Source organism: Amycolatopsis palatopharyngis, assembly GCF_003385185.1.
Lineage (GTDB): Bacteria > Actinomycetota > Actinomycetes > Mycobacteriales > Pseudonocardiaceae > Amycolatopsis > Amycolatopsis palatopharyngis.
On sequence record NZ_PQHZ01000047.1, the window covers coordinates 31,879 to 47,993 of the forward strand.

At 67.4% G+C, this 16,115-nt stretch carries 20 protein-coding genes; 11 read left to right on the plus strand and 9 right to left on the minus strand.

The window, feature by feature from the left end; genetic code table 11:
- The first annotated feature begins 12 nt into the window (after nucleotides 1-12).
- Nucleotides 13-1,245, plus strand: a complete 1,233-nt coding sequence (locus D0C15_RS26960) for an acyl-CoA dehydrogenase family protein (protein WP_116050882.1) — start codon at nucleotides 13-15, stop codon at nucleotides 1,243-1,245.
- Nucleotides 1,246-1,414: 169 nt separating this feature from the next.
- Nucleotides 1,415-2,899 carry a flavin monoamine oxidase family protein gene (locus D0C15_RS26965; protein ID WP_211323339.1) on the plus strand — a complete coding sequence of 495 codons (1,485 nt, stop codon included), beginning with the start codon at nucleotides 1,415-1,417 and terminating at the stop codon, nucleotides 2,897-2,899.
- Between the two features lie 230 nt (nucleotides 2,900-3,129).
- Here the strand turns inward: D0C15_RS26965 and D0C15_RS26970 are convergent, their stop codons facing one another.
- From D0C15_RS26970 to D0C15_RS26980, 3 genes are all read right to left on the minus strand, one after another.
- Nucleotides 3,130-3,774, minus strand: a complete 645-nt coding sequence (locus D0C15_RS26970) for a cysteine hydrolase family protein (protein WP_116050886.1) — start codon at nucleotides 3,772-3,774, stop codon at nucleotides 3,130-3,132.
- Nucleotides 3,775-4,035: 261 nt separating this feature from the next.
- Nucleotides 4,036-4,365 carry a hypothetical protein gene (locus D0C15_RS26975; protein WP_116050888.1) on the minus strand — a complete coding sequence of 110 codons (330 nt, stop codon included), beginning with the start codon at nucleotides 4,363-4,365 and terminating at the stop codon, nucleotides 4,036-4,038.
- A gap of 191 nt (nucleotides 4,366-4,556) precedes the next feature.
- Complete coding sequence (locus tag D0C15_RS26980) at nucleotides 4,557-5,402, minus strand: LLM class F420-dependent oxidoreductase (RefSeq protein WP_116050890.1); 846 nt, start codon at nucleotides 5,400-5,402, stop codon at nucleotides 4,557-4,559.
- Between the two features lie 149 nt (nucleotides 5,403-5,551).
- Between D0C15_RS26980 and D0C15_RS26985 the strand changes: the two genes are divergently transcribed.
- The 4 genes from D0C15_RS26985 (at nucleotide 5,552) to D0C15_RS27000 (ending at nucleotide 9,701) form a co-directional block, all read left to right on the plus strand.
- On the plus strand, nucleotides 5,552-6,529 hold the full coding sequence (locus D0C15_RS26985; protein WP_116050892.1) for a LysR substrate-binding domain-containing protein: 978 nt from the start codon (nucleotides 5,552-5,554) through the stop codon (nucleotides 6,527-6,529).
- A 107-nt stretch (nucleotides 6,530-6,636) separates the two neighbouring features.
- Nucleotides 6,637-7,518, plus strand: a complete 882-nt coding sequence (locus tag D0C15_RS26990; protein ID WP_162830269.1) for an alpha/beta hydrolase — start codon at nucleotides 6,637-6,639, stop codon at nucleotides 7,516-7,518.
- Nucleotides 7,508-8,773, plus strand: a complete 1,266-nt coding sequence (locus D0C15_RS26995; RefSeq protein WP_116050896.1) for an MFS transporter — start codon at nucleotides 7,508-7,510, stop codon at nucleotides 8,771-8,773. Before D0C15_RS26990 ends, D0C15_RS26995 begins: the two co-directional genes overlap by 11 nt.
- A complete protein-coding gene (locus D0C15_RS27000; RefSeq protein ID WP_116050898.1) occupies nucleotides 8,766-9,701 on the plus strand; it encodes an MBL fold metallo-hydrolase in 936 nt (311 codons plus the stop codon). The genes D0C15_RS26995 and D0C15_RS27000 overlap by 8 nt, the downstream gene beginning before the upstream one ends.
- A gap of 116 nt (nucleotides 9,702-9,817) precedes the next feature.
- Here D0C15_RS27000 and D0C15_RS27005 read toward each other — a convergent pair whose 3' ends face one another.
- From D0C15_RS27005 to D0C15_RS27020, 4 genes are all read right to left on the minus strand, one after another.
- Entirely contained in the window at nucleotides 9,818-10,240 is a 423-nt protein-coding gene (locus D0C15_RS27005) for a hypothetical protein (RefSeq protein WP_116050900.1), read from the minus strand.
- 127 nt (nucleotides 10,241-10,367) lie between these two features.
- Nucleotides 10,368-11,414, minus strand: coding sequence for an LLM class flavin-dependent oxidoreductase (locus tag D0C15_RS27010; RefSeq protein ID WP_116050902.1), 1,047 nt, complete (start codon nucleotides 11,412-11,414; stop codon nucleotides 10,368-10,370).
- Entirely contained in the window at nucleotides 11,414-11,938 is a 525-nt protein-coding gene (locus D0C15_RS27015) for an SRPBCC family protein (RefSeq protein WP_116050904.1), read from the minus strand. Before D0C15_RS27015 ends, D0C15_RS27010 begins: the two co-directional genes overlap by 1 nt.
- Before the next feature lie 163 nt (nucleotides 11,939-12,101).
- A complete protein-coding gene (locus D0C15_RS27020; protein ID WP_116050906.1) occupies nucleotides 12,102-12,599 on the minus strand; it encodes a winged helix-turn-helix transcriptional regulator in 498 nt (165 codons plus the stop codon).
- Between the two features lie 179 nt (nucleotides 12,600-12,778).
- Here D0C15_RS27020 and D0C15_RS27025 point away from each other — a divergent pair, with 179 nt between their 5' ends.
- From D0C15_RS27025 to D0C15_RS27040, 4 genes are all read left to right on the plus strand, one after another.
- Complete coding sequence (locus D0C15_RS27025) at nucleotides 12,779-13,336, plus strand: dihydrofolate reductase family protein (protein ID WP_116050909.1); 558 nt, start codon at nucleotides 12,779-12,781, stop codon at nucleotides 13,334-13,336.
- A gap of 141 nt (nucleotides 13,337-13,477) precedes the next feature.
- Nucleotides 13,478-13,669, plus strand: coding sequence for a hypothetical protein (locus D0C15_RS27030; RefSeq protein ID WP_116050928.1), 192 nt, complete (start codon nucleotides 13,478-13,480; stop codon nucleotides 13,667-13,669).
- A 1-nt stretch (nucleotide 13,670) separates the two neighbouring features.
- On the plus strand, nucleotides 13,671-13,904 hold the full coding sequence (locus D0C15_RS27035; RefSeq protein ID WP_116050911.1) for a hypothetical protein: 234 nt from the start codon (nucleotides 13,671-13,673) through the stop codon (nucleotides 13,902-13,904).
- Nucleotides 13,905-13,931: 27 nt separating this feature from the next.
- Nucleotides 13,932-14,246: a DUF1707 SHOCT-like domain-containing protein gene (locus D0C15_RS27040; protein WP_116050913.1), complete on the plus strand. Its 315-nt coding sequence runs from the start codon at nucleotides 13,932-13,934 to the stop codon at nucleotides 14,244-14,246.
- Between the two features lie 43 nt (nucleotides 14,247-14,289).
- On the opposite strand, the gene D0C15_RS27045 is transcribed toward D0C15_RS27040, so the two are convergent.
- A complete protein-coding gene (locus D0C15_RS27045; RefSeq protein WP_116050915.1) occupies nucleotides 14,290-14,931 on the minus strand; it encodes a DUF305 domain-containing protein in 642 nt (213 codons plus the stop codon).
- Nucleotides 14,932-15,011: 80 nt separating this feature from the next.
- Entirely contained in the window at nucleotides 15,012-15,755 is a 744-nt protein-coding gene (locus D0C15_RS27050; protein ID WP_425455433.1) for a thioredoxin-like domain-containing protein, read from the minus strand.
- Between the two features lie 146 nt (nucleotides 15,756-15,901).
- Between D0C15_RS27050 and D0C15_RS27055 the strand changes: the two genes are divergently transcribed.
- Nucleotides 15,902-16,115, plus strand: a 214-nt coding sequence (locus D0C15_RS27055; RefSeq protein ID WP_116050917.1) for an SHOCT domain-containing protein, incomplete at its 3' end; no start/stop codon positions are given.

A 16,115-nucleotide genomic window follows, 5' to 3' on the forward strand; every position in this document is an offset into this window, starting at 1 on the left:
GGAAAGGAAACCATGCCTGCCACATCGAACCCCGCCCGTCAGGCGGATCGGCTCTATCACGACCTCCTCTCCCCCGCCGAGACCCGGGAGCTGCGCGACCGAGTGCGCAAGATCGCCGCCGAGGTCGTCGCCCCCGTCGCGCGCCGGATCGCGAACGGGGATGAGCGCGTCGACGGCTTCCCGCGGGACGTCTTCGACGGCCTTGCCGTCGCTGGACTGTTCCGGGTTCCCTTCGCCGCCGAGGCCGGCGGGGACGGTCTCGCGCACCCGGTCACGGCGACCGCCGTCGCGATCGAGGAGCTGGCCTACTACTCCAGCAGCATCGCGGCCGTCTTCGACGTCCACTGCATCCTCGCCGGCAACGTGCTGACCCACGGCACCGCTGCCCAGCAGCAGAGGTGGCTGCGTCCGGTGGCCGAGGGGACCATGGTGGGCGCCTTCGCCACCACCGAGCCGGAGGCCTCGTCCGACCTGAGCCCTCAAGCCATCCAGACAGTCGCCGTCCAGCACGGCGACACCTGGGTCCTCAATGGCCGCAAGCGCTGGATCTCCAACTCGCCCGTCGCAGGCTTCATCGTCACTCTCGCCCGCACCGGCGACCGGCTCTCGATGTTCATCGTCGACACCTCCCTGCCCGGAGTTCGAGTCGGCGAGTCCGACCAGAAGATGGGCAACCGCGGTCAGCTCACCGCCGACGTGTGGTTCACCGATGTCGCGCTGACAAAGGACTCCCTGCTCGGTGGCGAGCCGGGACACGGGCTCCGCCACGCGCTCGCCACACTCACGCTCGGGCGTATCGGCATCGCAGCCGCCGGTGTCGGCATGGCGCAGGCCGCGTTCGACCACGCCGTCGCGCATCTGTCGACCCGGGAGGCGTTCGGCCGGAAGCTGGCCGCCAACCAGCACTGGCAGTTCCTGATGGCCGAGCGGGCCACCGAGATCGAGAACGCGCGAACCCTTTATCTCAAGGCGGCCCTGCGGCGCGACGCCGGCGAGGTGTTCCCCGAGCCGGAGGCATCGATGGCCAAGTTCTACGGCAGCCGGCTCGCCGTCGACATGGCCCGCGACGCCGTCCAGGCGTTCGGCGGCCTCGGCTTCGCCCGCGAACTCAGCGCCGACGGCACGCCTGGCCCCGTCGAGGCGATCTACCGCGACAGCAAGATCGGTGAGATCTACGAGGGCGCCAACGAGATCCTGAAGTGGGTCATCGCTCGCGGCATCTTCGGCAAGGAGATCACCGGATGAGCCTCTCGGGCCGCGCCCTGCCCATGTCGGGCGGCAGCCGCGGCATCGGCCTGTCGATCGCCGTCGCCGGAAAGATCCTCAGGCGCGAACTGGTCCGCGGAACAACGGAATGACACAGCGACGCCAGCACATCGAACCTCAGACAGGATCAACCTCAGGGAGACGACTCGTGAGCAATACAGAGCATCGCCGTCAGGGTGTGTCGCGACGCGGGGCGCTGGCGGCCGGCGGCGGAATAGCCGCGAGCCTCACCGTGGGACGGATTCCTGTCGCCGAGGCGACGCCTGATAGCGCGAGTGCGGACGTGGTCGTCATCGGGGCCGGGATTTCCGGCCTCACCGCGGCGCGCCGGCTCATCCAGTCCGGAGTTTCGTCGGTACTCGTGCTGGAGGCGAACGATCGGGTCGGCGGCAGGACCCTTGATCTCGAGGTCGGGAACGGCGTGGTCACCGAAGGCGGCGGGGAATGGGTAGGCCCGGGCCAGGACCGCGTCCTCGGCCTCATCGACGAACTCGGCCTCTCGACGTTCAACACCTACGTCGACGGCAAGTCGGTCTACCTGCGAAACGGAAACCGGCAGACCTTCACCGGGATGACCCCGCCGCTCGGACCGGACGCACTGGCCGACTTCGTGCAGCTGCAGACGAGGCTGGAACAGATGGCCTCGACCGTTCCCGCCGAGGCGCCGTGGACCGCCCCCGACGCCCTGACGTGGGACGGCATGACCCTTGGCGGGTGGCTCGACTCGAATTCCCTCAGTGCCGAGGCCGAGTGGCTGTTCACGCTGGGATTCACCATCATCTTCGCCGAGGATCCACACGAGACCTCTTTCCTCCGGGCCCTGCACGCGATCGGATCGTCCGGGGGAATCGGGCACATGTTCAACACGACCGGAGGGTCCCAGGAGTCGCGCATCGCAGGCGGTCCGCAGCTGATCTCGCTGCGGATGGCCGAGCAGCTCGGCAAACGGGTCGTTCTCGGCTCGCCGGTCACCGAGATCGGTCAGCAAAACGAAGGCGTGATCGTGAAGTCAGCGCGCGCCGAGGTGCGCTGCCGGCGGGTGATCGTCGCCATGGCACCGGCTGACGCCGAACGCATCCGCTTCACGCCGGAGCTTCCGGTCCGCCGGGCGGCATTGCAGCGAAAGTGGCGCAACGGCACCGAGAGCAAACTGTTCGCGGTGTACGAAAAGCCGTTCTGGCGTGAAGAAGGGTTCAGCGGCCAGGCGTTCACGGACTTGCCGATCACGCCATACGTCGCCGACAACTCGCCGCCTGACGGCAGCGTCGGGATTCTGGTGACGTTCATGGGCACCGCCGGCTCGGGCGACGGTCTCAAGTGGAGCGACGCGCTCCTCGACGACCCCGCGGCCCGCCGCACCGCGTTCCTCGACGACCTGACGAAACTGTTCGGGCCCAAGGCGGCGCAACCGGTTCGCTACCTCGAGAAGTCCTGGTTGAACGAGCGCTGGATCGAGGGCTGCGTCAGCACGCGGGCCCCCGGCACGCTGACCCGCTACACGGACGCCGCGCGTGCGCCGGTCGGCCGGATCCACTGGGCAGGTACGGAGACCGGGATTCTGTACGAGGGCTACATGGAAGGGGCGGTCAGCGCCGGCGAGCGCGCCGCCGAGGAGGTCCGCGAACTGCTCTGACCGCGCGACCACGGGCGAGGGGGAGGGGGAGGCGAAGTGCCCAGCTGGGCGTGTACGGCCCTGGCTGCGCTACCCCGCGAGATGTGTCCTTCCGAGAACCACATCCTCGTCGAAGCAAAGAGTTCGACGACTTCCACCTCCTGCCCGGGTGGCACGCACGCGAGTCGGTTGCTTGAACCACTGGGGCCAGGGCCGGACGCTTCTCTGGCCCACCTTCGACTATCCGATGGTCAGCGCTTGAGTTCCCGCACCGCCGCTTCGGTAGTCACCACGTCATTGGCCACATAGTTGAAATTCGTGATCGCGGCGGCGAAGCCGTCACCGAGCTCGGGGTGGTTCGCCGCAGCGGTGGCATCCTTGACCACTGTCACCTCAAAACCCTGCTCGAGCAGGTCTCGCAGGTGGCTCTCGACGCACAGATTGGCCGACATTCCGGCCAGCACGACCTTGGAAATGCCTCGCTTTCGCAGTTGCAGGACCAGGTCGTTGTTCTGTGGCCCGTAGACCTTGTGCGGGCTGGTGATGACGGTGTGGCCGTCGTCGATGTAGGGCTTGTAGCGCTCGAGCCAATCGGCGCCGGAACCCGGTAGACCTTCGCCGGTCAGCGGGCTCTTGCGGTCGAACATATGGATCTCGTGCATCATCTTCTCGAGCGTGCCGCCGAACAACCAGGCGTGATCAGTTGGGTAGTAATAGTGCGGGGAGACGAAGACGGGGTACCCGCCCTCCTTGGCCGCGATGAGCAGCTGCTCGATGTGCTCGACCGTCCCGTTGCCCTCAACGCTGGGTCCCACGAGCTCCCAGGTAACACCGTCTGGGCTGAGGAAGTCGTTCTGCGGATCGGTCACGACGATGGCGGTGTCGTTCGGTGTCATGCGGTCTCCCTATCGAGTCCAGTCAAAGCCGTCGTTTTCTACGGCCTCCACATAGGGCTAACCCACGCACCGATTCATCATTCGCCATGTGTCATCCGAATGACAGAACTGTCATATCCATCCGATTGGCACGCCGCACCCCACGCAGTTGCTGGATGAGCGCGCAGTGGCGAGGAGCACTCGCGTTATCCGCCTGATTTTCTCGAGTACTACGGGGATTCCCGCTACAAGGTCGTGGCCGGGGCCCTGAGTCGGTCTGGTTTAGATGCCCTCGGTCCGCACCGGCGTCACGGGCGGCTTCTTCGCACCCACAGGCTTCGGGTCGACGAACCTCGTCTCCACCTTGCCGAATTTCATTCGGTTCCGGCGCGGTGGCCGAGCGGTCGCCGACGCCGAACCGATCGCGGCAGGTAGCGCCTCTCCTGGAGCTACACCGAGCTGACGGCCGTACGCGAGGTCCCGTTCGGTCCGCCTGGTCGGCTGGTCCTCGAGCTCCTGCCGTGCCATCGGCCGGTGCGGCAGTTCGTGCCCGGCCGGTCGAGCGCACGGCTCTCCGGTCGCGCGCAGCAGGTGCCCACAGAAGTCTTCCATCAGTCGAGGCTACGGCACGACTGTCCAGCATCGACATCCCCTGGCCTGCGGTCCGCATCCAGAACGTAGGCGGGTACACCGCGTGCCACCGGCCATGATCGTCGCCGTGTCCTCCGCCGCGACCGCGCGCCTATGTGCTTGGCGAGTTCCATGGGCGATTCTTGCGGTTCACCGCGCTCGCGGTTGCCCTGTCACAGGTCAAGACGATCGCCGTGGCGGGCGATGAACGCGACCACCTCGCCGGCAGGTTTGTCGGGAAGGCCCCACATCACGTCGGTGACCCCCGCGTCCTCCCAGGCCGCGAGGTGCTCGGGAGCCGGTTTCACCGTCGCCAGCAGGTGCACCTGCGGCTCCCCCACGCGTCCCGCATCGGCCCATGCCTTGCGGAGCCGGTGGCACTTGCCCGCGATGTCCCGCTCGGCCGGCGTGGTCATCCACCCGTCGGCGGAGCGCGCGATCCAGGCGAACGTCTTCGGTCCGCCCCCAGCACCGACGACCAGCGGAATGTGCCGCTGAACCGGCTTCGGATACGCCCACGACGGACCGAACGATACGAACTCCCCGTCATAGGCCGCCTCCTCCTGGGTCCACAACTCCCGCATCGCCTCGACGTACTCGCGCAGCACCGTGCGCCGCCGTGTGGCGGGCACATGGTGGTCGGCGAGCTCATCGGTGTTCCAGCCGAACCCGGCGCCGATGGTGACGCGGCCGTTCGAGAGGTGATCCAGGCTCGCCACCGTCTTGGCCAGGGTGATCGGGTCGGACTCGACGGGAAGGGCGACCGCGGTGGCGAGCCGGATGCGCGAGGTGACCTGCGCCGCGGTCGCCAGGGCGACCCACGGGTCGAGGGTGCGCAGGTAACGGTCATCGGGCAGCGTCTCGTCACCCGTGCTCGGATGCGCGGCCTGCCTGCGCATGGGGATGTGCGTGTGCTCGGGAACGTAGAACGAGGTGAAGCCGTGCTCCTCGGCCGCCAGGGCCGCCTCGGCAGGAGTGATCCCGCGATCACTGGTGAACAGGACGATTCCGTGTCGCAACGCACTCTCCTCCGCTAGCTCATGCCCGTCGACACTACTCGTCATGTAGAACGTGTTCTACATGCTTCATCAAACCCCTCCGGCACTCCATGCTTGTCTAGTGCTCGCCACGTCGTCGACCATGTCCGAATGGACATAAGGTGCCTGGCATGACCCTAGACAGGCTGCTCGACGGCCGGCTCAAGATCCGGCACCTCGTCCTCGTGACCGCCATCGCCGAGCACGGCAGCATCGTGCGGGCCGCTGAACACCTGCACATCACCCAGCCCGTCGTGACCCGCGCCCTCCGCGACGTCGAGACGTTGCTCGGGGTCATCCTGTTCACTCGGTCCTCCCGAGGCGTCACCCCCACGATCTACGGCGAGGCGTTCATCGGCGACGCGCGCGCCGTGCTGGCCCGGCTGCGGCACGCTGATCGCCACCTCGCCCTGCTGACGCAGGCCGAACTCGGAACAGTGACCGTAGGCACCCACCTCGCTGGCTCGAACCTGCTGCTCCCGCGCGCGATCGCATCCCTGAAAGCCGAACATCCGAACGTGACCGTGGTCGTCCAGGAAGCCACGCCCGACGTGATGCAGACAGCGCTCCTCGGGGGCGATGTGGACCTCACCGTGGGCCGGCTGACGCCGACCCCGGACGCCGGCCGGCTACACCAGGAACGCCTCTACCTGGAGCCGATTCGCCTCGTCGCCCGGGTGCAGCACCCGGTACACCGGGAACCGTCTCCGACGCTGCCCGAGTTGATGGGCTACCCCTGGATCGTCCCCGTCCACCAGACGGCACTGCGCGCCGAACTGGAGCAACTCTTCTTCACCGAAGGTGTCGAACTGCCCATCAACCGGGTCGAGTGCACCTCCATACTCACCCTGCGCCACCTGCTCGTCTCGACCGACGTCATCGCCGCCCTGCCGATGTTGATCGCGAACGACGACGACAAACTCGCGATCCTGCCGACTCCGCTGCCCACGATCCGCCGCAGCGTCGGAGTGACGCTGCCGGTGGATCAGCCGCCGACACCCGCCGCGGCCGCCCTGCTGGAGCACCTTCGGCTGGAAGCAAAGCGGCTGCAGGCCGTCTTGGACGACGACCACGGAACCGCGCCGGTAACGCCACAACGGCCGGACTGAGGCGCATGTCCATTCGGGCATGACCGCGTGCCAGAAGGGCATTGGACAAACATAACCGGCGATCCGACGATGTGACGGCGACCACGACCGATCACAAGGAGGACATCGTGCCGGAGGCCAGCCCTGCCCGCCCCGCCGATCCGGCCGGGTTCTACACCTACCGCAACCCCGGCGACTACCACGCGGACTGGCGTGGCTTCTACGACGACTCTCTTCTCCGGCGCGAGGAAGTGCGGGGGCTGCTGGCCCACCAGGTGGAACTCAAGTACGGGCCGGACCCGCAGCAGATCGCCAACGTCTACCACCCCGGCACCGGGTCAGGGCGCCCGGTGATCGTGTACTTCCACGGTGGCCGATGGCGAGAGGGCCATCCCGCGTTCTACGACTGGATGGCGCGGCCCTGGGTTGACGAGGGCGCCGTGTTCGTGTCGTGCGGATACCGGCTCGAACCAGAGCACACGATCGCCGACGCCGTCGACGACGCGGTACGCGCCATCGACTGGGTGGCCGCGAATGCCGCTCGCTATGGCGGTGACCCAGACCGGATCGTGGTCACCGGGCACTCCTCGGGCGGGCACCTGGCGGCGATGGCCACGATGACCGGATGGGCGGGGCGGCGCGTGCCCGCATCCGGCACCGTCGTCGGCGCCGTCTGCATGAGCGCGCCGGTGGATCTGCGCGGCGAGGCCAACGGCGCCGGCGAGGCGCTCAGCCCGGCCCTTCGCGTCACCACGGCCCCGCCACGCATCGTCGTCTCGTTCGGCGACCCCGAACCGAACCGCAAAGCCGACAGCGGAGAGTTCTTCGCCCACCACGGGCGACTGTTGGCCGAAGCGTTGTCGGCCGCCGGGGCACATCCCACAACCGTCGTCCTCGACGACACCGACCACGTGGGCACGGCGGCCGCCTTCGCCAATCCCGCGTCCGCCCTGTTCACCGCCGCGCATCCGGTGGTCTTCGGCAACGGAAGTGATTCCCATGAAGCCTGACGGCCTCGCTGCGACGATCCAGGAACCGGCCCGCGTGCGGTGGGCGGTCGTCGTGCTCGCATTCCTGGCGGTGCTGCTCGACGGGTTCGACACAGCCACGCTGGCGGTCGTCGTACCGACGCTCGCGAACGAGTGGGGAGTCGGTGCGAGCGAGTTCACCTATCCGCTGGTACTCACCAACATCGGCGTCGTGGTCGGTTACCTCTGCTGCGGCGCGGCAGGAGCCCGCATCGGCCGGCGCAGGCTGCTGCTGGGCGGCGTCGTCGGCTTCGCGGTGTTCACCCTGCTGACGGCCGTCGTCCTGCCCATGCAGTCCATCGCCGCGCTGAGCGTCACCCGGCTGCTGACCGGAATCGGCCTGGGCGTGGTCCTGCCCGTCGCGGTCTCGCTCACGACCGACCACAGCCCCGCGCGGCGCCGCGAACTGGTCTCGGTCACCGTCACACTCGGCCTCGCGTCCGGCCTTACCTTGGGCGGTTTCGCCGGCGGCCGCCTGATCGAGAACCTCGGCACCGCGGGGGTTTTCTGGCTCGCCGGGCTGTTGCCGCTCGCACTGGTGATCCCGATGGCGCGGGTCATCACCGAGCCGCCGCAGGCCGGTCCGGGATCGGCCGCGCGGCGCGACGCCAGCGTCTCACGGCTGTTCCACCCGGCATTGCGGGGAGACACCGTGCTGCTCTGGACTTTCTCGTTCCTCGTCTTCCTCGCCGCCTACACGTTGACCTCGTGGGTACCGACACTGCTGGTCGGCTACGGGTTCAGCCCGTCCGACGCTCCCCTCGGCCTGGCATTCCTCAGCCTGGGCGGGGTCGTCGGCGGGATCCTGCTGCTGCCGCTGACCGCACGCATCGGCATCGTCCGCGCGCTGATCCTCATGCCGGTGCTCGGGATCGTCTGTATCGCCGCAGCGGCCCGCCTGGAACTCAACGACGTCGCACTACTCCTGGTGCTCGGCGGCGCGGGCGCCGGGATCACGGCGGGACAGATCGGGCAGCTCACGCTGGCGGTCGCCCTCTACCCGGTCCGCACCCGCACGACCGGGGTCGGCTGGGCGGCGGCCCTCGGCAGGGCCGGGTCGATCATCGGGCCCGGCGCCGCGGGCATCCTGATCGGCCTGGCGATCTCCGAGCGCGACATCATCCTGCTCACTACGGCACCGGTCCTGGTGGCCGCGGCGTGCGCGACCGCGCTCTGGCGACGCAGGACAAGGACCCGCGCGCCGGCAGCTCCCTCCGAGGTGGACGAGCATGCGTGACGGCGGGTCGCGGCCCGGCGAGTTCTGGTTCGATCTCGGCGACGTCGCGGTCGTACCGCTGGTAGAGACGGCACAGCTGCTCATCGAGCCGGCGGAGTTCTTCCCTGATATCGGGGACGACCGCTCACCGTGGTGCTTCCAGCAGCCGTGGTTCGACAGCGCGACGGGTCGGCTCGTGTACACGATCCAGTCGTTCCTGGTCAGCACAGGCGAGACGGTGGTGCTCGTCGACGCCTGCGTCGGGGCGGCAAAACCGAGGCTGCGGCCGGAGTTCGATCGGCAAAGTGACGACTGGCTCCGCCGGTTCACGGCCACCGGGATCACGACCGCCGACGTGTCCGCCGTGGTCCTCACCCACCTGCACGTGGACCACGTCGGCTGGGCGACCCGGGCCGACGGCGCTACCTGGACCCCCGTTTTCGACCGCGCCCGCCACTACGTGACCGGCCCGGAGTTCGCCTACTGGACGAGCACCGCGGGCACGGCTGCCATGCTGCGCACAGGCGAATACATGGCCGACAGCGTGCGGCCCCTGTTCGAGCGAGGACTGCTCGAACTCGTCGAGCCCGGCGCCGAGATCCACCCGCGAGTGCGCCTGGTCGCCGCCCCGGGCCACACCCCCGGCAACGTCTGCGTGCAGATCACGGGTTCGAGCGGTGAGCTGCTACTCGCGGGCGACCTGCTGCACCATCCCGTCCAGCTGGTACGACCGGACCTCAGTACCCGGTACTGCGTCGACCCGGAACAGGCCACCCAGACCCGGCTGGATCTGCTCGCCCACCTCGCCGAATCGGGGACACCGCTGCTACCCGCGCACTTTCCGGCCCCGTCCGCGGGCCGTGTGGTCCGCGACGGCGCCGGCTACACGTTCGAAGCCGCCTCGGATCTGGTCCGAGCCGGCCAGTTCACCTGGCGCGGTCGTTGGTGAAGGTTGTTTCGTTGCTGTCCACGGCGAGCGTCAAAGGTGACCGCTTCACCGACTGTCTGAGGTCTACCCGTGAACGACGCGAGCGACCCTTCCCGAGTTCGCCGCCGCGGATCTCCTCACGCCCAGCCCTTCTGGCCCTGCGCGCCCTCGACGTCGATATCGGCGGTCGCCGTATGAGCGATCGCGGCGACGGCGCCCTCCAGTTCCTGTCGCGCTCGATCGCCGTCGCCGAGTTCGATGCGCACCGTGACCGCGACCTCGCACCGGTCCGGGCCCCGGTCGATCACCTTCAGTTCGCCGCGATAGTCCTCGTCCGCGCTCCCCCAGGACAAGGATCGTCCGGACTCGTCGGCACGCAGCCAGCCGTCCTGCGGTGCGGTATCGGGTAGTTCGACCACGACTGCCCGTGGATCGTCTTCTTCCGACTCGGCGATATCGATCCACGGAAGCTCGCGTGCCACGTCAGGGCGCTCGGCAAGGGCCGCGAAGAACTCGTCGGCGGGCAGGTCGGCTTCTGTGGAATACGTGTAGGTGTCCATGCCACCCGGAATTCCCGCTACCCCCGTCCGGCAATCGCGGATGTCGCAGGAGACAACGCCGGGGCACGATCGTCCATACGGGATGACCGCGCCACGTGGTGGCCGTGCACCTGCCGGGTTCGGTTGGTCAGCCGGCTTCGCGCGCGAGCTCGATGGCCCTGCCGAGGGTGGCCAGCCGGGCGTCGAGGGTGTCACCGGCTGGGTAGAAGCGAACCGTGTTCACCCCGGCGTCGCGCCATGTCCTCAGCCGTTCGCGCACCATGTCCTCGGTTCCGAGCAGGGTGGTTCCGAGGACCATCTCGTCGGTGACGAGTTCCACGGCACCCGCGCGGTCGCCGGCCTGCCACCGCTGCTGGACCTCGGCCGCCGTTACGGCCCAGCCCTGTCGGCTGTAGGCGTTGTTGTAGAAATTCGTGGTCCCCGCGCCCATTCCGCCAAGGCTGAACGCCAGCTTCTTCTTGCGCTCTGCCAGCATGTCCCGCAGTTCATCCTCGTCACCGGCGAAGGCGACCTCCGCGCCCTGACAGACGTCGAGATCCGCGCGCGACCGCCCAGTCTCGGCGAGTCCGGCATCCAGGTGGGCGAAATACGCTTCCGCGGCACCCTCTGGCACGAAACTGGTACCCAGCCAGCCATCGGCGATCTTTCCGGTCAGCCGCAGCAAGGCAGGCGACAACGCGGCGAGGTAGATCGGGATGTCGTGCTCGGAACGTGCCGACAGACGCATGGGCTTGCCTTGCCCACCAGGCAAGGGAATGGTGAAGTGCTGTCCTGCGTACGAGATCTTCTCACCGGCGACGGCACTTCGAACGATCTCCACGGTTTCTCGCATCCGCACCACCGGCCGCGCGAAGGGCACCCCATGTAGCCCCTCGATCACCTGCGGACCGGACGGTCCCAAGCCGAGCAGGAAGCGGCCCTGGGACAGCTGCGACAAGGTGATCGCCGCCTGGGCTGTCGCCACCGGAGTCCGAACTCCCAGCTGCATGACCCCCGACCCCAGCAACATCCGGTCGGTGCGGGCCGCCAGGAAAGCCAGCGGTGCGGGCGCATCGGAACCCCAGGCTTCGGCCACCCAGCAGATGTCCAGGCCCAGTTTCTCGGCCTCCACGGCGAACTGGACCGTCTCCATCCAGTCGCCACCCGAGGCCTCGATGGACGTCGCCGTCCGCATTACGTGTCCGCCCTCCAGTTGGCCTCGGCGAGTTTCCTGATCTCTTCGAGAGCCATCGACATGTTGTGCTCGAACTCCCGCAGCCGGACGAAGACGATCTTCTGTTCCTTCTCCGGCATCTTCTCGATCGCCAGCGACAATCCCGAGGGCGCAGGCCCCAGCTGCACCCACTGCCGCAGCACCGTTGCGCCGCGAACCGGCTCGATGGTGAACCGCCAGGTCGCGGTGGGACAGGCCGGGTCCTCCACCGCCCATGCGAACACCTTCGGCGGCTCGAACCGCACGATATGCGAGGTGGTTTCCCACTCCCCCAACGACTCGTGCTTGTTGCGTCCAGCGAACCGCGCCCCCAGCGCCGGGCCGTCCGCTCCGCCCAGCCAGCGCACCGACTGGAGCTCGGGACTGAGCTTCGGCATCAGCTCGATGTCGGATACGAGCTGCCACACCCGCTCTGGCACGGTGGCGATTCGCGTCTCCACCTCCACGGTCGGCGTGTCCGCATACCGTGCCCCCGTCCACTCCATCGCGTTCGACCTCCTCGTCGCTGATCGGTCACCATGAAGAACGCTGCCGTCCGACCAGCAGAGTTGTCTAACGCAACCCACTTGTCAAGTGTGTCCGAGGACGAGGCCAATCGGCAACCCGGCCTCCCGCTGTTCGTTTCGGTCGCGGCCCTGCTCGGACCGCTCAAGTTGCGAAACGACGCTGGACCTCCGGCCTTTGTGCCAGACGAGGGGAATAACCCGGCCCCATTCGCTTGCTGGTCTCCTCCGGCCTCAGCGGCTGTCTGCACATCGAACAGACGATCTCCGGGGAGGTGTCATGCCCGCACCGATCGTGGTGCAACACCACCGGCACACCTTCCTCACCGGACAACCAGCGATCACCCCAACGCGACATCGTCACGAGCACACCGAAGAAGTCCCGCCCCTTTTCGGTAAGCACGTAGTCGAAGCGCTCCGGTTCGCTCTGGTATGCCTGCTTGACCATCAGACCCTCCTGCACCAGGCGCTGCAAGCGGTCCGTCAGGGTGTTTCGAGCGATGCCCAACGACTGCTGGAACCCGTCGAACCGCCGGATCCCGTAGAACGCCTCCCGCAGCACCAGCGGAGTCCACAGATCTCCCAGCAAATCCACGGTGCGCGCGATCGAACACGGCCACTCGGCGAAGGAAGTCCGTTTCATGCCTGCGAGAATAGCGGGTCTTAAAGTAAGACTCACTCCTGGCGCGGAAGTTCGATTCTGCGGGCCGGCCCGCGGGACAGATGACCCTGCCGCCTGCCGACCGATGAGTTCCGGGTCCCGCAGAGGTCACAACCTCCAGGACCGCTGGTGGCTGATGCGGCCGTACCGAAGGAGACGCGATGGCAAAGCTCATCTACTCGATGATCACCTCACTCGACGGTTACGCCGAGGCGACGGAGGGCGACCTCGGCACCGGCGCCGAGGACCAGGAGGTACATACCTTCATCAACGACCTCTTCCGCCCCGTCGGCACGTACCTCTACGGCCGAAAGATCTACGAGACGATGGTCTACTGGGAGACCGCGCACACGGAGCCCGACCAGCCGCCGCACATCCTGCAGTACGCCCGGGACTGGCAGGCCGCGGAGAAGATCGTGTACTCCACCACGCTGGAATCGGCGTCCAGCACGAAGACCAGAATCGAGCGGACGTTCGACCCCGACGCGGTGCGCAAGCTCAAGGCCGAGGCCCATCACGACCTCACCGTCGACGGCCCGAACCTCGCGGCCCAGGCGATCGCGGCCGGCCTGGTGGACGAGTACCACCTGTTCATCACCACGAGCGTGGTCGGCGGCGGCAAGCGGTTCTTCCCCGACGGGGTGCGCCTCGATCTCGAACTGGTCGAGGAGCGTGCCTTTGACAGCGGACTGATCTACGCCCGCTACCGGACCCGCTGAGCAGCGCCGGTTGGCGACACTGCCGGCACCCGCCAAGAGGTAAGCCGATCGACGGACACCAGGCGACCACGAGAGGACCAATCTCCTAAGTAGTATAGTAGAATGATCGACGGGAACCGACTCCCGGCGGATGGAGGAAGCATGGACTCTCTGCTGTACACCGTTGCCATCCTGGCCTGCCCGGTAGGAATGGGCGCGATGATGTGGATGATGATGCGCGGCCAGGGCAAGAACACCGGCAGCGGACAGCCGGAACAGGTGCGGCAGCTACGCGCCGAGATCGACCAACTCAAGGCGGAGCGCGAGTCTCGGAGCACGGAAGGAACCTTCTGACATGCCCACCTGGTTCTCCGCGTTCGTCGCAGCCGCCGCCATTACCGCTGTCTACTTCTTCTGCATCCGTCCCATGCGCAAGCGAAACTGCGCGATGACGCCTGGTTCCAGCCAGGACGCCGACCTCGACCGGCAGATCGCGGACCTGCGAGAAGAGCTTCGGGTCTTGCGTGCGGAGGACTCACTGGAGTCGGGACGGCTCCCCCGGCGACCGGCGCCGCCCTCTTCGGGGTAATACAGCAATGCGTTGGAAGGTAAGGCTATGACGGGCTCGAACGTCCGGGCGTCGGACGCCGACCGAGAGCGGACAGTCGCCCAGCTGCAGCGGGAAGTCGGTACCGGGCGGTTGACCCTGGACGAGTTCTCCGAGCGCTCGGGTGCCGCTTATCAAGCACGTACTGTCGTCGAACTCTCGACCTTGACCAGCGATCTCCCGCGTACCGACCCGGTTCCGCCGCGTACCTTTCATGCCGATTCACCCAGGCTCATGGCGCTCGCGCTACTTCTGGGCATCGCTTTGCTCGCCTTCGCCAGTCCACTCGCGGCGGCCGCCATGGCCGAGCTGAGTTGCCACTGAGAGTGGATCTCGTTGGCATGCATCACCTCGCGGGTGGCTCCGGTCAGAGCGGCGCAGGCAGCGGCTCCGCGTCCCGTACCGTGAGCATCGCGGTCATCGCCTCGATCTCGGCGGTCTGCGCGGTGAGCATCTTCTCGGCAAGGTTCAGTACCTCACCCATCGCGGCTTTGTCCTTGGCCGCACGCATCATGGGACCGCCACCCTGGTGGTGCCGGATCATCAACTGCAGGAAGTAGACGTCCAGCTCAGTCCCGGACAGCGAGCGCAACCGGGACAGCTCCTTTGTCGTGGCCATGCCGGGCATCGGCCTACTCGCATCGTCTGGAGTGCCCTTGGCGTGATTGGCGTGTCCGGCGTCGCTCATCCATCCCATGTGCTCGCCGCTCGGCAGCGACGCCCGGGACCACAGTCCGAGCCATCCTTGCATCCGACCGACCTGCTCGGTCTGACCACTTTCGATATCGAAAGCCAGTTGCCGGATCGCTGGATCCCTGCTGTGATCGCGAACCCAGCTCGCCATCGTGACACCCTGCAGGTGATGCACGGTCATGTCCTGGGCGAACCCGACATCCACGGCGTTCGGCGTTTCCGCCGGGCCATCGTCCTGGGTATCGGCGAGGAGGAGACCGCCGGTGGCGCCCAGCAACGTGGCGGCCAGCAACGCTCCCACCGCCAGGAGAGCCATCAACCATCGTGGATGCCGCGCATCAGCGAGAGGCTCAGCCGGAAGCGTCCCCTCGCTGGAGACGGACTGTTCGTTCGATGTCACTTGTTCCCCTCACTGTTCATCGGCAGTGCGCCAGGTCCTGGCGGCGTGGGGTCGAACGGAGGCGGGTTGTCGCGGTCGAAGCGGCCCGGGCCCAACTCGGAGCAGGTGGCACCCACTTCTGGATGAGTGAATCGGTTGGCGCGCAGTGCCTTGATGAACTGATCGGCACGTGGATCCTGGGCGTTGTCGAGCTTGAGCTGGTGGCCCCAGGACTGCAGCGATATCGGCGAGTCCAGAGTGGGCACCGGTGACATCAGCAGGTAGTTCTCCCCCTCCACTTTGGCGCGCAACGAGTCGAGCGCCGCACCGGTGACCTTGTCGGGGTGGTAGGCGATCCAGACCGCGCCGTGTTCCAGGGAGTGCACGACGTTCTCGACACGGATGGCTTCGTCGTAGACCACTCCGTCGCAGGCCGCCCAGGACTGGTCGTGTGGTCCCCCGAACGCCGGGACCGTGTCATAGGCAACGCGCTGCTGCGCTGACACGTGGTTCGCGCCCTGGTAGTCCCGGACCACGACCCCCGGAATCTGTGTCGACGGATCGTTGTTCGCCGCGGATGGCGCGAACGGCTCCAACGCGGCCTCCAGCTCCCGATTGTCGGCCGCGCGAACGTACATATAGCCGAACACCACACCGGCCAGCACGACCACGGCGGTAACTGCCGCGATCATGCCCCATGGTTTCGGCCGGCTCGCCGCGATCACCGGGCCGCGACCGCGCTTCTTGTCTCCTCGCCCCACACCACACCTCCGAACGTCACCAACTAAGCTACTACGTAGACTAGTTGGTGACCGTCGCAGGAGGCACTGCCGGGTTGTGTGACGGGAGGCGACACCGACCGGCGGCACTTACGATGGGTCTTAGGCCGACTGACGGAAAGGCGGTGATGGCCTTGATGGACGGCATGATGGGCATGGGCTGGTGGATGGTGCTCTGGGGACTGCTCGGACTGGCGGTGCTCGTGCTCGTGGTGCTGACGATCGTTCGGCTGGTCCGCTCGGACTCCAACCGTTCCGGCACCCGAGCAGGCGAGGATCCAGCCCAGCTCGAGCTGCGACGTCGTTACGCCGAGGGGCAGATCGACCAAGAGGAGTACCTGC